Genomic DNA, 14948 nt, shown 5'->3' on the forward strand with positions numbered 1-14948 from the left:
TCATGCAACGGTTTGCGGTGGCCGTGGACTCTATGGTGTGAGGAGGTGAGCCATGAGAGGCACAGCAGGAGCGGCAGCAGGCGCTGGCGGAGAATCCGAGGATTTCCAAGCGTTCGTCGTAGGGCGATGGTCCCGACTCATGCGGACCTCGTATCTCCTGACAGGAGAGCAGTACGCAGCAGAAGACCTCGTACAAGCATGCCTGGAGCGGACTTTCGTGGCGTGGCGGAAGGTGTCGCTGGCCCAGGACCCGGACGCCTACGTGCGACGCATCATGGTCAACGCACACGCGCGCAGGTACCGCAGAGGAATCAAGGAGTACCTGTCCCCAAGCGGTGACCCCGCTCACGAGCACGACCTGCCAGAGCGCGGCGACAACCTGGCACAGGCCGTCGAGCGTGCCGACCTGCTCGCGGCGCTGGCCCAACTGCCCCTGCGGCAGAGACAAGCCGTCGTACTGCGCTACTGGGAGGACCTGAGCGAAACGCAGGCCGCCGCCGCGATGGGGTGCTCGGTCGGCACCGTGAAGAGCAACGCAGCCAGAGGAATCACCCGGCTCCGGTCCGCCGTCGGGCTGACCCGCGCCAGCACGGACACCAGTCCCCCAATGCACGAAGGGCTAACGTCATGACGGATACAGGCACCGACATCTCCGAGCTGCTCGGCAACGCCGCGCAGGGCGTGCAGATCAAGCACGCGCCCGTCGAGGCGATCGTTGCGGGCGGCACGCGACGCAGGACCAGGCGCCGAGCAGCGGAGGCGATCGCCATCGCACTGGCCGTCGCGTGCACGGCCGGGATACTGACGTCGGTCTCCCAGCACACGGACTCCGGGACGGCATCCATCGCCGCAGCACCGGACGCGACGATCCAACCCATCACGCAGGTCATCGCTACCGGGGTGGTCGACGGGAAGCCCTGGACCCTCAGCATCGACATCTGGCAGCGCGCCGCCACGGCTGACGCAGCGGTCCGCGAGTGGAAAGCGACGCAGCAGGCCGAATACCCGGACCCCCAGCGCGCCGGCGGCGAAGGGGGGCGGCAGCTCGTTCACACAGGCTGGTTCTTCGCCAACCTGAACATCGGCGACCGGCGCGTGTTCGTGACTGACGATGCGTTGACCGCAACAGGAGACCGCAACGTCGAGACCAGCTGGGGTAAGTTCACCCCGACCGGCACCCACTGGTTTGTCACCGGAATGGCCGGACCCGCAGTCCACGCCGTCACGTGCACCTGGGACGACGGGCACAAGTCCACGCCCCAACTGCAGACGATCGCCGGCACCGACAACCGGTTCTTCGCGATCGACGCCCCGACCCCGAAGCCGAACGACGGAGTCCCCAACTGCATGGCGACGGACTGACAGCTCCGCCCCCGCATGACCGCCGCAGGACGCCGCCGCGACCGAACAGCGATCGCTGGCGAGTGCAGGGGCAGGGGGCTGCCGAAGAATAACTACTCGGTCTGCTCGGCGGGTGGCGGGTAGGTGGAGTGGCCTGCGATCGTCGCGAGTTGCCGCGCGGAGGTCACGGTGAGTCCGTTGATGGGTTCCGTGTCCCCGAGTTCTGGAGCCGTTGGAGTGCCTGTGGGATGGGATCCAGCTGCTGCTGTCCTGGGTGGTCCGGGTGCGGTTCGGTGTTGGGGTCGTGGTTTGTCGCCCTTGGGTGGGGATTGAGCGGTGTGCTCTGGTACTCGCGGCCCGGGCGTGGTGCGGGCCGTGGTGGGTGGTGCTCGGCCTTGGCTGAGTGCGGCCAGGTTGATTGGGGGGTTGGTGGTCGTGGTGGTGTGGTGGGGTGGGCATGGTTGGTGGGTAAGGTTTGGGTGTGAGTGTGGGGGGTGGGTGGGTGCAAGGGGGTGCGTAAGTGGATCAAGGTGATTGTGAGGCGTGACACAGTTTTGTTGGGGTGTGTGGGTGGGCGTTTAGCGTGTTTGTGGTTTGGGGCTGGTTGGGTTCCTCGTGAGGGAAGGTTGTTTGAGTGAGAGTCATATCGGGTGGGTATCGGGGTTTTGTGCGGTTGGTGGGTGGTGTGGTGGTTCTGGGTGTGGTGTGGGGTTCGGCGGCTGGTGTGGGGTTCGCTCCGGTTGCTGTTGCCGCTACTGCTGCTTCTGGGGCTGCTTCGTCTGCTTCGTCTGCTGCTTCGTCTGCGTCTGCTTCGTCTGTTTCGTCTGTTGCTGTTTCGTCTGGGGGGTTGAGTACGGAGCAGGCTTCGTTGGAGGCGCGTCGGTCGGGTAGGGATGTGTTGGCGGGGGCGGCGACGTCGGATACGCAGATGGTGATGGCGCATCCGAATGGGACGTTTACGTTGACGCAGTCGTTGGCGGCGGTGCGTAAGCGGGTGGGTGGTGTGTGGAGGTCGTTGGATCCGACGTTGGTTCGTGGTGCTGATGGTTCGGTTTCGACGAGGGTGACGAGTAGTGGTTTGACGTTGTCGGGTGGTGGTGGTTCTGTGTTGGCGGTGATGGACAGTGGGGGCGGGAGTTGGCGGTGAGTGTGCCGGTGGTGTTGCCGGTGCCGTCGTTGTCGGGTGCTACGGCGACGTACCGTGATGTGTTCAAGGGTGTGGATCTGTGTGTCACGGCGACGGCTCAGGGTTCGTTTGCTGAGGTGTTGGTCGTCAAGGATGCGGCGGCGGCGGCGAATCCGGCGTTGAGGACGTTGGTGTTGGGTGCTCGTACGCGGGGGGTGACGTTGTCCTCGGACGCGGCGGGGAACTTGACGGCGAGGGATCCGCAGGGGCGGGCGGTGTTCACGGCTCCGGCGGCGACGATGTGGGACTCGGCTACCACCGCGGGCGCGCCGGCCGCCAAGGGCGGTGCCTCGACCGCGAAGGGCGCCTCGACCGCGAAGGGCGCGTCGGCTGCCAGGGGTGGTGTGTCGGCTGCCGGGGGTGTGTCGGTGGTTGGTCGGCGTTCGGTGGTGGATCCGCTTTCGGGTGTGTTGGTGGATGCGGTCAGTGGTTTGCCGGTGGTGTCTTCGGTGGGTAGTGCGGGTGAGGGTGCGCATACGTCGCGGGTCGGTGTCCGGGTGGTGGGGGGGAGGATTGATCTGACTCCGGATGTGTCGTTGCTCAGTGGTGGTAGGCCGGTGTTCCCGGTGTATATCGATCCGACGTTCAATGCGCCGTCGGCGTCGAGTCCGTTGCAGGCGTGGACGCAGATCAATTCGTATTATGCGTCGTCGAGTTACTGGAAGTCGTCGGATTTGTTGCGTGTGGGTGACCAGGATTGGGAGTCGCCGACGTTCACGGCGCGGTCGTATGTGCAGATCGGTGTGCCGACGGCGTTGTATGGTGCGCAGGACATCATTTCCTCGCAGTTGAATATTACGGAGGAGTGGTCGCCGAACTGCACGGCGAGTGGTGTGCAGTTGTGGCAGTCGAATCCGATCAGTTCTGGTACGACGTGGGACAGTCCGTCGACGTTGACGAGTCAGGTGGGGCCGACGCAGACGGTGGCGTACGGGTATGACTCGTCGTGCCCGGCGCATGGTGTGGGTTTCGATATTTCTGGCATCATGGGGTCGGCGGCGAGTGGTAAGTGGTCGAATATCACGTTCGGGATTCGGGCGTCGAACGAGTCGGATCCGAATGGGTGGAAGGAGTTCGCGAATACGTTGAGTGTGTCGACGACGTATGACCATGCGCCGAACACGCCGTCTGCTTTGTCGACGTCGCCGTCGACGAACTGCACGGGCAACGATACTGTCGGTGATGGTGAGATGTCGTTGTATGCGGGGTTGTCGGATCCGGACAAGGGTGTTCTGGGTGCGACGTTCACGGTGACGCGTAATAGTGACGGGAAGGTGGTGGCGACCAGTAACTCCAATGATGTGACGGCGAATTCTGGTAGTAGTGTGGATTTCCAGTTGAGTCAGGCGAATTTGGAGGCGTGGTCGGGTAAGACGGGGAGTGCGCCGGGTGCGGCGACGGAGTTCACGTGGAAGGTGCAGGCGACTGACTTCAAGTTGTCCAGTGGGACGACGTCGGGTTGCACGTTCACGTTCGATCCGACGCGTCCGGGGACTCCGGTGACGCAGGACGCGAATGGTGTCGAGTTGTCGGATTACGGGAACACGAATCCGGTGACGGGTCTGCCGTATCCGACGACGTTGGGGACGATGGGCAGTCCGGTCGCGGTGAGTTTCAGTGAGTCGGGTGGTACTGCTCCGGCCAGTTACGTGTATCAGCTCAATGGTGGTGCGCCCAGGTCGGTGAGTGCGGCTGGTGGGGTGGCGACGGCGTCGATCACGCCGACGCGGTTGACTGATACGTTGAGTGTGACGGCGATTTCGGCGGGTGCTAATTACGGTGGTACCGAGAATGTGATCTTCAATTCGGCGGTGGGCGGTACGGTGCAGGCCGATGGTGACCTGACCGGGGATGGTGTCGCGGACCTGCTCGCGGTGGGTGGTCAGGACAGTCTGCCGTCGGGGTTGTGGCTCTCGGCGGGTCAGGCGGGTGTGGGTCGTACGACGGGTGACGGGAGCCTGGTCGGCTCGATGAGTGACTTGGGGATCAACGGGAGTGGGATCGATACGACTGGTCCCACTGGTCTGGGGTCTCCTGCGGACTACAACGGGGCGACCGCGTTCAGTGGCCAGTTCACTGGTAGTGGGCTCAATGACGTCCTGGTGTACTACCCGTCGGGGGTGCATGCGGGTGTGGCTGAGGTGTTGAACGGTAATGGTGATGGTTCGGCGTTGGCCATCGCGGGTGGTTCGACGACGACCAATGCGTTGTATGACCCGTTCGAGGCGTCGACGCCGAACAATCCGGTGCAGTTGGCGAATGCGGGTTGCACCAGTGGGGTCTCGGTTGCGGGGCAGGGTGCGACGTGTGCGCTGCCGGATCTGATCGGGACCTCGGATGATGAGAGCGGCAACAAGACCGATGCGTTGACGTTGTATCCGTCGTTGGGCAGTATCGCGGACTTCGGTCGTACGCAGTTGTCGAACCCGAGTCCGGACGGCAGTGGTGACTGGGCGTCGTGGACGTTGAGTACGGTGCAGTTGCCGGTCAGTGGTGGGGGTTCCAGTACGGCGATGTTCCTGTGGGACAAGGCGACCGGTGTGCTGGACCTGTGGGAGGGGTTGGCGCTGTCGCAGGACGCCTCGGGTAATCCGGACCTGGTGTACACGTCGTATCCGGTGGCCACGGGGTGGAACACCGGTGCGGTGCTGAGTCTGCGGGCGGCGGATATCAATGGTGATGGCACGCCGGACCTGTGGGCGACGACCAGTGGTGGTACCACGACGGCGTACCTGTTCAGTGCGTTGAGTACGACGGGTGCGGCGGCGGTGTCCACCACGGGTAGTGCGTTGGCTGCTGACAGCCACAGTTGGCCGTTGACTGACGCGGCCAGTGGGGACACCAGTGCCTCGGGTACGGTGGCGGCTGATGCCAGTGGTGGTTTGACGTTGACGGGTGACGCGGGTGCCACGTGGCATACCGGTGACCTGTTCAGTCCGGATGTGAGTTTGAACGGCAGTAGCGGGGTGCTGGCCGGTAGTGGTCCGGCGGTCACCACGTCGAAGAGTTTCAGTGTCTCGGCGTGGGTCAAGCCGGCGGCGATGAACGGTGGTGTGGTGCTGTCGCAGGACGGTACCTACGGGTCGGGGTTCTTGGTCTATCCCACCGCGGCGGGCTGGAACTTCTGCATGGAGACCGGTGACGCGGCCGGTTACGCGTACAACTGCGCGGTTGCCGGGACGGCGCAGGTCGGCTCGTGGTCGCATGTGACGGTCACCTATGACCCGGTCAGCTCGTATATGAGCCTGTATGTCAATGGTATCGAGGTGGGCAGTGCGACGCACACCGCGGTTGCCGGCTACACCGATGGGTTCCAGGTCGGTGACCAGCTCTACAAGGGTGCGCATGGCAGCTATTTCGATGGCCAGGTCGCGCAGGTGGAGACCTGGAACCAGACGTTGACTCCGGGTCAGGTCGCGGCGCTGTCCAATACGACGGGGTCGTTCGTGTTCCCGGCGGACAACACGTTGTATCCCAGTGGTAGTCAGTGGACCAGTGGTGCGAACAGTTTGAGTTTCAATGAGGGTCTGATGAGTGTCTCGGTCGCCGGGACTCCGTTGTACCAGGTGGGTACCGCGAACCAGACGGGCGCGGTGATGACGTTGCAGAGCGACGGGAATCTGGTGGCCTATCCGAACGCGGCTGATGCCACCGGGCACACGGGTGCGTTGTGGGCGACGAACACCTCTGGTCATCCTGGTGACACGTTGGTGTTGCAGCCTGATGGGAACCTGGTGGTCTATGGTGCCAACGGGGCTGTGTACTGGAACAGTGTCACCAGTTTCCCGGGTGCTGACCAGTGGCGGTTGACTGGTGCGCTGGGTGGTGCGGACGCGTCGGGCAGTAACTCGGCGGCGGTCGGTTCCACGGTGGCCTGGGGTGCGAACCACAAGGGTGTCGCGTCGTCGGCCGCGGTCTTCGACGGGACGGATTCGGTGGTCAGGGCGGCCGCGCCGGCGGTGAACAGCAGTCAGAGTTACACGGTCTCGTGCTGGGTCAAGATCACCGCGCTCAGTGGGGCGCAGATCGCGCTGGCGCAGGGTACCGATACGCATCAGGCGTTCTACCTGGGTTACAACAGTGGCAACGGTGGCTGGATCTTCCAGACCACGACGTCGGACACGGCTTCGACGAGTTTCCCCACGGCGGAGGCCGCGGCGACCGCGAACACCTGGACGCATCTGACCGGGGTGTACAACGCGGGTACCGGTGCGATGCAGCTGTATGTGAACGGGGTGTTGAAGGCCAGTGCGACCAACACCACTCCGCAGTTCAACGCGGCCGGTGCCTTGGAGGTCGGCGCCAACAGTCTGGTCGGTTCCACCGCGCTGTACGACCAGGTCAACGGCAGTGTCAGTGATGTGCGTACCTACCAGGCGGCTTTGAGTGCCACGCAGGTCGCCGCTGTCTACAACAACTCATGACCGTCACGAGGTAGGCCGGTCACGCTGGGCCCCGCGATCATCGCGGGGCCCAGCGCCGTTTTCCGTACCCGGGCGGCCCGCGAGGGGCTGCGGGGGCGGGGGGCGGGGTGTGGCGCTGTGGCCGGTGGCGGGGCGGTGGTTTCGGTATCGCGGGTGCGGGTGGCTCGATCGGCGGGCAGTCCCGGGTGGGTTGGGTTTCGTGCGGTGGAGCGGGATCCGGTGGGGGTTCGTGTCGTGGGGGCTCGGTTTCGGTGCGGGTACGGCCTGCCGGCGCGGCCGCGGGGATGGAGCGGGGCGGGCGGGTGGCGGGACCTGTAGGCACGATGGGCTCCTGCTCGCCGGGCCGTGGTCTGGCGGCGTGCTCGGCCTGTCCCGCGCCTGGGTCGACGGACCGCGCCCGCGGGCCCCGGGGGGCGGTGACGCGACCGGCCCTGCCCGGTGGACCGGCGGCACGTACCGCGTCGTCGACGCCCACGGCCTACCCCTGGCCCTGGTCGCCACCGTGGCCGGTGGCCTACCCCTACCCCTACCCCTGGCCCTTGCCCTGGCCGCCACCGTGGCCGGTGGCCTACCCCTGGCCGCCACCGTGGCCGGTGGCCTACCCCTGGCCGCCACCGTGGCCGGTGGCCTACCCCTGGTCGCCACCGTGGCCGGTGGTGACGCGGTGACGTCACCCAGCTCCTGCCCCTGAATCAACGCCGTGCCGCTGTTGCGCGGCACGCGCCTCCGCCTCCGCCTCCGCCTCCGCCTGTGCCTGTGCCTGCGCCTCCGCCGGGCGGTGGGCGGTGGGCGGTCAGCGGGCGGTCAGCGGGTGGGTGGGGGGTTAGTGGGTGGGGGGTGGGGTGAGGGTTTCGAGGGTGTCGACCAGGGGGGCGAGTCGGGGGTCGGTTGCGGCGTTGTCGAGGGCTTGGCGTAGGGCGGTGTCGTGGGTGGGGCGGGCTTGGGTGAGGAGGGTCAGTCCGGTGGGGGTGACGTCGGTGTAGATGCCGCGGCGGTCGGTCGCGCACAGGTAGCGGGTGAGTAGGGCGCGGTCTTCCAGGCGGGTGACCAGGCGGGTGGTCGCGCTTTGGCTGAGTATGACGGCGTCGGCGACCTGGTGCATTCGCAGGTGGCCGCCTTCGCCGCTGTGCTGGCGGCTGAGGACGTCCAGGAGGGAGTATTCGCGCGCGCTGAGGTCGTGGTGCTGTTGCAGGGCGTGTTCGATATGGGTCTCGATGCGGCCGTGCAGCAGTGCCAGGGCGTTCCAGCCGTGGGCGGGCCCGGTGGCGGCCGTGTCGGTGACGGTCATGGCTCCATCCTCTCCCGCGGCGCCTGTCGCGACACTGGTCGCGGTGTCCCTCGGTGGTGTCCTTCATGGTGCGGCGCCGGCTGTGTCTGCCTCCAAACATACAGCGCCTGCAATCGTTGCGTTTGCAAGTATGCGGCGGTTGCAACTATTGTGGTGGGTTGTAAGGCGCGGGGGCAATTGTTTGGAGGGTTGTGTCATGCCGCTGGCGTTGTTTGCTCTGGCTGTCGGGGCTTTCGGGATCGGTACCACTGAGTTCGTGGTGATGGGTCTGCTGCCGCAGATCGCGGGGGGTTATGGGGTCGCGATTCCTACCGCGGGTCTGCTGGTCAGTGGCTATGCGCTGGGGGTGGTGGTCGGGGCGCCGTTGATGGCTGTGGTGGGTGCCAGGGTCGGCCGCAAGCGGATGTTGATGGTGTTGATGGGGTTGTTCACGGTCGGTAACCTGTTGTCGGCGTTCGCGCCGGGTTTCGGGTGGATGCTTGTCGGCCGTGTGGTGGCCTCGTTGGCTCATGGTGCGTTCTTCGGTATCGGTTCGGTGGTCGCGGCCGGGTTGGTGGCTCCGGGCAGGAGGGCGGGGGCGATCGCGACGGTGTTCACCGGGTTGACGGTCGCCAACATCGTGGGGGTGCCGTTGGGTACTTTCATCGGGCAGGTCGCGGGTTGGCGTGCCACTTTCGTGATGGTCGCGGTGTTCGGTGTGGTGGGGCTTTTGGGTATCGCCCGGTGGGTGCCGGTGCTGCCCCGCCCTGAGGGTGTGGATCTGCGTGGGGAGGTGGCCGCGTTGGGTAATCCGCAGGTGGTGTTGGCGATGGTGATGACGGTGCTCGGGTTCGGTGGTGTGTTCGCCGCGATCACCTATATCTCGCCGATGATGGTCCACGTCGCCGGGTACGGGCAGGGGGCGGTGACCTGGCTGCTGGTGCTGTTCGGTGTCGGTATGTTCCTGGGCAACCTTGTGGGTGGTCGGTATGCCGACCGTGCGCTGATGCCGATGCTCTGTGTCGCGCTCGGTGGGTTGGCTGTGGTGCTGGCGTTGTTCACTGTCACCGCTCATGACAAGGTCGCGGCGGCGGTCACGATCGTGCTGGTGGGGGCGTTGGGCTTCGCTACCGTTCCGCCGTTGCAAAAGCGGGTCCTGGATCAGGCTCATGGCGCGCCGACGCTGGCGTCGGCTGTCAACATCGGTGCGTTCAACCTCGGCAACGCGCTCTCGGCGTGGCTGGGCGGTGTGGTGATCAGCGCCGGTCTCGGTTACACCGCGCCGAACTGGGTCGGTGCGGTCATGGCGGTGGCGGCCCTGGGTGTGGCCGTGTGGTCGGCCGCCCTGGAGCGCCGCGCTCCTGCCCGGACCAGCACCCCACCCGCTGTCGCCGCCCCCGCTCCGCGCACCCCCACCCACCACTGACCACCCACCACCGGCCACCGGCCACCGGCCACCCACCACCGGCCATGTACCGCTGTCTATCGGTTACTTATCGCTTATCGCTGACGATCCGCTGTCACGGGTTGATCGGCTGTCTACTGCACGGGAGTTGCTGTTATGAACGTCCATGTCGCCCTTACTGCCGCTGATGCGGAGCAGTTGATCGTGGCTGCTCGTATGGCTGCGGACGCTGCTGGGGTCGCGGTCAGTGTCACTGTCGTGGATGCCGGTGGGCATCTGCTTGCTTTTCGCCGTGATGAGCGGGCGGTGTTGATCTCGGGGGAGACCAGTACCCGTAAGGCCTATACCGCTCTTCAGTTGGATTGCGCGACCGCTGACCTGGTCGAGGCGGTACAGCCCGGTGGTGTGTTCCATACCCTGCCGACCGGGTTGGACCGCCCGCTGCTGTTCATCGCGGGGGGTGTTCCGATCCGCCGTGAGGGCCGCTTGGTCGGTGCGCTGGGTGTGGGTGGTGGCGCCCCGGGGCAGGACCACGCCTTCGCGACGGCCGCCCTGGGCACCCGCGGCTGACCCCCGCGGCACCCGAGGAACCCCCCGGGACCTCTGACCCCCCTGACCCCCGGCGCCCTGGCGCCCCGGGGCCCTGGGGGTCAGGGGGCGTTGGGGGTGTAGGGGTGGTGTGGGCTGTCAGTGCGCACGGGCGGGGGAACGCGTTGCCCTGTGCGGTCTGGCCTCGGTGGGGATGGCGGTGCGGGCTGGTGTGTCCTGTTCCAGTGGTCGGGTGTGGCCGGGTTCGACGGTGGTGCTGTCGGCCTTGGTGGTGTGCCGGTGGTGGGCGCGGTGGTGGGGTCGGTCCGGTTCGCGTGCCTGGCACGGTGGGTGCCGGGTGCCGGGTGCCGGGTGCCGGGTGCTGGGTGGTGGTTCACTGGTGCGGGGTTTTCGTGGGGTGTCGGCTGTTGGGGTCGCGGGTTCCTCTGCTGTGTGCGGGGGGCTCTGCTGTGGTTTGCCGCTGTACTGGTGCCGGTCTTGTGGTGTGTGCTGGTGTTCTTGTTTTGGTTGTGTGGTGTGGGTCTGGTGGTGGTGGGGTGGTTAGCCGGAGGAGGCGTCGAAGCGGAGTTTGGAGGTGATGCGGTAGCGGTCGCCGCGGTAGACGGATTGGGCGTATTCGACGGTGCGGCCGGTGGTGTCTCGGGTGGTGCGTTCGACTTGGAGGATGGGGGAGTAGACGGGGACGTCCATGAGGTCGGCTTGTTGGGGGTTGGTGACGGAGGGTTCCAGGGTTTGGATGGCGTCCATGACGATGATGTGGTGGCGCTCGCGTAGGAGTTGGTAGAAGTTGCCGCTTTCCATGTCTTGGGGGTCAGGCCGGGGACGAGGTCGGCGGGTAGTTCGAGTCGTTCGATGGCGATGGGTTCGTCGTCGACGTTGCGGACTCGGACGATTCGTAGGACGGGGGCGGTGGTGGCCAGGCCGAGTCGGGTGGCGCGGTGGGGGCCTGCGGGGGCGGTGGTGAATTGGACGACGCGGCTGGTCCAGTCGCCTTCGGCGGGGGGGACGGCGAGGGCGTTGGTGGTGGTGCCGGACATCTCCTGGGTGACTTTGTGGGGGCTGGTGAAGGTGCCGCGGCCGTGTTGGCGTACCAGGAGGCCGCTGCGGGTCAGTTCTTCGACGGCGGCGCGGATGGTGGGGCGGGAGACTTTGAGGCGGGCGGCGAGGTCGCGTTCGGGGGCCAGGCTGGTGCCGGGGCCTGATTTCTCGATCACTTCGAGGAGGTGTGCGCGTACGAGGTCTCGTTTGGTGGTGGCCCGGGTGGGGGTCTTGTCGCTGCTGGTCACCTGTTCATCGTCCCAGGGGTGGGCGCGGTGGGCGCGGGGGTGGGGCGGCGGGGGGTCAGGCCCAGGGCGTTGAGGCGTTGGTTGTGGTGGGCCAGTCGGGTCTGGAACTGGGTGAGGTCGCGTGGGCCGCTGGTCCAGGCGACTTCGGCCAGTGCGCACAGTCGTGGGTAGGTGAGGTAGGTGACGTGTTCGGGGGTGGGGGCGTACTCGGTCCACAGTTGTGCTTGGGTGCCCAGGACGCCGGGGGTGGGGTGGGGGGCGGCGGGGTCGGCGGTGGGTAGTGATCCGGCCAGGGGGTCGAAGGCGTAGACGTCGGCGAGGGTGACGGTGTGTCCGGGTTGTCCTTGGGGTTCGGTGGGGTCGTTGCTCTGGGGGTAGTCGAAGTAGGTGGACAGGTGGGGTGCGATCACGACTTGGTGGCCGCGGGCGATGGCTTGTGCTCCGTGTGCCTGGTCGCGCCAGGCGGTCAGGGCGAGTCCGGGTGGGGGGGTGTTCGCGGCGTAGCCCTTCTCGTCCCAGGCGATGGCCCGGCGTCCGTGGTGGGTCACGTACTGCTGCATCTGCCGTAGGAACCAGCCGTGCAGTTCGGCGGGGGCGGCCAGGCCCAGTTGCCGGGTCCGTTCGCGGGCCAGGGGGTCGTGCTGCCACTGGACGGTGGGGCATTCGTCGCCGCCGATGTGCAGGTAGCGGGAGGGGAAGACGTCCATGGTCTGGGCCAGTACCTGGCGGCAGAAGTCCAGGGCCTGGTCGCTGACGGCCAAGATGTCCTCGCTGATGCCCCAGTTGGTCCATACCGGCAGTGCGCGGTCGGGGTGGTTGCCCAGGTGGGGGTAGGCGGCCAGGACGGCGCGGGCGTGTCCGGGCATGGTGATCTCCGGGACGATGCTGACGCCGCGGCCGCGGGCGTAGGAGACCAGGCCGCGTAGTTCGGCCTGGGTGTAGTAGCCGCCGTGGGGGGTGCCGTTGCCGGGTACCGTGGGGCCTGGGCCCAGGGCGGACTCGGTGCGCCAGGCGCCGACTTCGGTCAGTCGCGGCAGGCCGTCGATCTCGATCCGCCAGCCCTGGTCGTCGTTCAGGTGCAGTTGGAAGACGTTGAGTTTGTGCAGGGCCAGTTCGTCGACGAAGCGGTACAGGAACTCCAGGGGCAGGAAGTGCCGGGCGACGTCCAGCAGTGCGCCGCGCCAGGCCAGGCGGGGCTGGTCGCGGATGTCCAGGCAGGGCCACCACCAGTGGTCGGGGCGGGCGCCGGCCGGGTCCAGGGCGGCCGGCGGCAGTAGTTGCCGCAGTGTCTGGACGCCGTTGAGGAGGCCGGCGGTGGCGGGCGCGGACAAGGTGACCAGGTCGGGGCGGATCCGCAGCAGGTAGCCCTGCGCGGCGGTCGACCCGATCACCCCGCTCGCCCCGTTCGACCCGTTCGACCCGTTCGTTCCGTTCGTTCCGGTGGTTCCGTTTGCTCCGTTGGTTCCGGTGGTTCTGGTTGATGCGGTGGTGGTGGGGTGGGTGGGGGACAGGGACAGTTCGATCCGCGGGCCGGTGGCGCTGCGGGTCCGTCCGCGGCCGAGGTATCCGGCGAGCAGTTCGGCGGCTTGCTCGGTCCCGGGTCCGGCGTCCAGGTGGAGCTGGGGGCCGATGACGAACCTCCCGGGGTGCGGGGTGAGTTCGGTGGGACGCGGGACGATCATCGGTTGCCTTTCGGTGCGCTGGCGGCGGAACGGAACGGGACGCGGGACGGGACGGGCGGGACGGGGCGGGGCGCGGGACGGGACGGGCGGGACGGGGCGGGGCGCGGGACGGAACGGGCGGGACGGGGCGGGGCGCGGGACGGGGGTGGGGGTGGGTGGTCAGTCTTTGACGGCGCCGGCGGTCATGCCGGCGACCAGGCGGCGTTGGATGAGCATGAAGAAGACCACGACGGGCAGGGCGAACAGGGTGGAGGCGGCGATCAGGCCGCCGTAGTCGGTGCCGGTGCTGGTGCTGAAGGAGACCAGCCATACCGGCAGGGTGTAGTGGCTCTGGTCTTTCATCAGCACGTAGGCGAACAGGTAGTCGTTCCAGGCGGTGATGAACGCGAACACGCTGGTGGCGATCAGGCCGGGCATGACCAGGGGCAGCAGTATGGTGCGGATGATCGTGAGGCGGCCGGCGCCGTCGAGCATCGCGGCTTCCTCCAGTTCCACCGGGATGCCGTGCAGGAACCCGCGCAGGGTCCAGATGGTGAACGGCAGCACCATGGCGAGGTAGGTCAGTACCAGGCCGAGGAGGTTGTTCAGCAGGTCGGTGCTCTTGAGGCTGAGGAAGACGGGGATCAGCAGGGCGGGTTGCGGGACCATCTGCACGACCAGGACCGCGATCAGGAAGCCGTGTCTGCCCCGGAACCGGAACCGGGTCAGGGCGACGGCCGCGAGGAACGCCAGGACGACCGAGGCCGCGACCACCGCGCCGGTCACTACCGCGCTGTTGGCCAGGTCGGTGGCGAAGCCGGGTTTGCGGACCGCGTCGGTGAAGTTGGCCAGGGTGAACGGGAACGGCCAGAAGCGGGGGGTGGTGCTGAGGATGTCCCGGTAGGGCTTGAACGCGGTGTCGACCATCCAGTACACGGGGAACGCCCACAGGAGGCAGAACAGGACGGCGGCGCTGTTCAGCAGCCGCCGCCGGGCGCGGGGCCGGCGCGGATGGGGGCGGGGGCGGGGGTGGTGTTCACAGGTCTTCTCCCGACCGTGCCAGTCGGCGCACGTACAGGGCGGTCAGGGCGAGCAGCAGCAGGACCGAGACGACCGCGATGGCGGCGCCCTGTCCCAGGGAGTTGCTGCTGAAGGCGGTGGTGAAGGACCAGATGCCCAGGGTGGTGGTGCCCTGGTTGGGGCCGCCTTGGGTGAGGATCCAGATCTGGTTGAAGACGTTGAAGTCCCAGATCACCGACAAGATCGCGACCAGTCCCAGGATCGGGCGCAGGAACGGCACGGTGATCACCCGGAACACGGTCAGCGGGCCCGCGCCGTCCAGGGCGGCGGCCTCGTAGTAGGTGCGCGGGATCTGTGACAGGCCGGCGTGCAGGGTCAGTGCCACGAACGGTACCGACTGCCATACCACCAGCAGCCACACCAGGGTGAAGGCCGAGGCGGGCGAGGTGGTCCAGTCGCGCTGGGTCAGGTCGCCGAACAGCGCGGTCTGTGTCAGCAGCCAGTTGACGACGCCGTAGACGGGTTGGAACAGCCACTGCCACACCAGGGTGGAGGCGACGTTGGGTACCGCCCAGGCGGCGATCAGGCACAAGGTGACCGCGGTGCGCATGCGCCGGCCCAGGGCGCCGAGCATCAGCGCGACCAGCATGCCGGTCACCAGGGTTCCGGTGACCAGGGCGGCGCAGAACCCGGCGGTGCGCAGCAGGACCGGGACCAGGTGCGGGTCGGACAGGACGGCGCGGTAGTTGGACCAGCCGGTCCAGGGCACGACGCCGGTGAACAGCGCGCGCAGCCCGTAGTCCTGGAAG

General features: G+C 67.2%; 10 protein-coding genes and 1 pseudogene. 6 read left to right on the top strand and 5 right to left on the bottom strand.

Annotation, left to right across the window (positions count from 1 at the left end; genetic code table 11):
• The first annotated feature begins 52 nt into the window (after nt 1-52).
• The 4 genes from GXP74_RS19315 (at nt 53) to GXP74_RS19330 (ending at nt 7642) form a co-directional block, all read left to right on the top strand.
• Entirely contained in the window at nt 53-631 is a 579-nt protein-coding gene (locus GXP74_RS19315) for a SigE family RNA polymerase sigma factor (protein WP_182452697.1), read from the top strand.
• A complete protein-coding gene (locus tag GXP74_RS19320; RefSeq protein WP_182452698.1) occupies nt 628-1362 on the top strand; it encodes a hypothetical protein in 735 nt (244 codons plus the stop codon). Before GXP74_RS19315 ends, GXP74_RS19320 begins: the two co-directional genes overlap by 4 nt.
• A gap of 1122 nt (nt 1363-2484) precedes the next feature.
• Nucleotides 2485-6951 carry a LamG-like jellyroll fold domain-containing protein gene (locus tag GXP74_RS19325; protein WP_182452699.1) on the top strand — a complete coding sequence of 1489 codons (4467 nt, stop codon included), beginning with the start codon at nt 2485-2487 and terminating at the stop codon, nt 6949-6951.
• A gap of 358 nt (nt 6952-7309) precedes the next feature.
• Nucleotides 7310-7642 (top strand): hypothetical protein, encoded by a 333-nt coding sequence (locus GXP74_RS19330; RefSeq protein ID WP_182452700.1) that lies wholly within the window; start codon nt 7310-7312, stop codon nt 7640-7642.
• 132 nt (nt 7643-7774) lie between these two features.
• On the opposite strand, the gene GXP74_RS19335 is transcribed toward GXP74_RS19330, so the two are convergent.
• A complete protein-coding gene (locus tag GXP74_RS19335) occupies nt 7775-8239 on the bottom strand; it encodes a MarR family winged helix-turn-helix transcriptional regulator (protein WP_182452701.1) in 465 nt (154 codons plus the stop codon).
• 196 nt (nt 8240-8435) lie between these two features.
• Here GXP74_RS19335 and GXP74_RS19340 point away from each other — a divergent pair, with 196 nt between their 5' ends.
• Both GXP74_RS19340 and GXP74_RS19345 read left to right on the top strand, forming a co-directional pair.
• Complete coding sequence (locus GXP74_RS19340; RefSeq protein WP_182452702.1) at nt 8436-9644, top strand: MFS transporter; 1209 nt, start codon at nt 8436-8438, stop codon at nt 9642-9644.
• Nucleotides 9645-9779: 135 nt separating this feature from the next.
• On the top strand, nt 9780-10193 hold the full coding sequence (locus tag GXP74_RS19345) for a heme-binding protein (protein ID WP_182452703.1): 414 nt from the start codon (nt 9780-9782) through the stop codon (nt 10191-10193).
• A 519-nt stretch (nt 10194-10712) separates the two neighbouring features.
• Here GXP74_RS19345 and GXP74_RS42130 read toward each other — a convergent pair.
• From GXP74_RS42130 to GXP74_RS19365, 4 genes and pseudogenes are all read right to left on the bottom strand, one after another.
• Nucleotides 10713-11458 (bottom strand): annotated as a pseudogene (locus GXP74_RS42130) (GntR family transcriptional regulator).
• A complete protein-coding gene (locus GXP74_RS19355; RefSeq protein ID WP_182452704.1) occupies nt 11455-13140 on the bottom strand; it encodes a beta-N-acetylhexosaminidase in 1686 nt (561 codons plus the stop codon). Before GXP74_RS19355 ends, GXP74_RS42130 begins: the two are co-directional and overlap by 4 nt.
• Before the next feature lie 159 nt (nt 13141-13299).
• Nucleotides 13300-14046 (bottom strand): carbohydrate ABC transporter permease, encoded by a 747-nt coding sequence (locus GXP74_RS19360; protein WP_182452705.1) that lies wholly within the window; start codon nt 14044-14046, stop codon nt 13300-13302.
• 109 nt (nt 14047-14155) lie between these two features.
• Nucleotides 14156-14908: a carbohydrate ABC transporter permease gene (locus tag GXP74_RS19365; RefSeq protein ID WP_225448044.1), complete on the bottom strand. Its 753-nt coding sequence runs from the start codon at nt 14906-14908 to the stop codon at nt 14156-14158.
• Nucleotides 14909-14948 lie beyond the last annotated feature (40 nt).

It is taken from the genome of Streptacidiphilus sp. P02-A3a (assembly GCF_014084105.1).
In the GTDB taxonomy this organism is placed as follows: Bacteria; Actinomycetota; Actinomycetes; order Streptomycetales; family Streptomycetaceae; genus Streptacidiphilus.

Bases quoted from the DNA above. Each gene is read 5' to 3' on its own strand.
- GXP74_RS19315 (WP_182452697.1), top strand. From the start codon at position 53: ATGAGAGGCACAGCAGGAGCGGCAGCAGGCGCTGGCGGAGAATCCGAG.
- GXP74_RS19320 (WP_182452698.1), top strand. From the start codon at position 628: ATGACGGATACAGGCACCGACATCTCCGAGCTGCTCGGCAACGCCGCG.
- GXP74_RS19335 (WP_182452701.1), bottom strand. From the start codon at position 8,239: ATGACCGTCACCGACACGGCCGCCACCGGGCCCGCCCACGGCTGGAAC.
- GXP74_RS19340 (WP_182452702.1), top strand. From the start codon at position 8,436: ATGCCGCTGGCGTTGTTTGCTCTGGCTGTCGGGGCTTTCGGGATCGGT.
- GXP74_RS19345 (WP_182452703.1), top strand. From the start codon at position 9,780: ATGAACGTCCATGTCGCCCTTACTGCCGCTGATGCGGAGCAGTTGATC.
- GXP74_RS19355 (WP_182452704.1), bottom strand. From the start codon at position 13,140: ATGATCGTCCCGCGTCCCACCGAACTCACCCCGCACCCCGGGAGGTTC.
- GXP74_RS19360 (WP_182452705.1), bottom strand. From the start codon at position 14,046: ATGGTCGACACCGCGTTCAAGCCCTACCGGGACATCCTCAGCACCACC.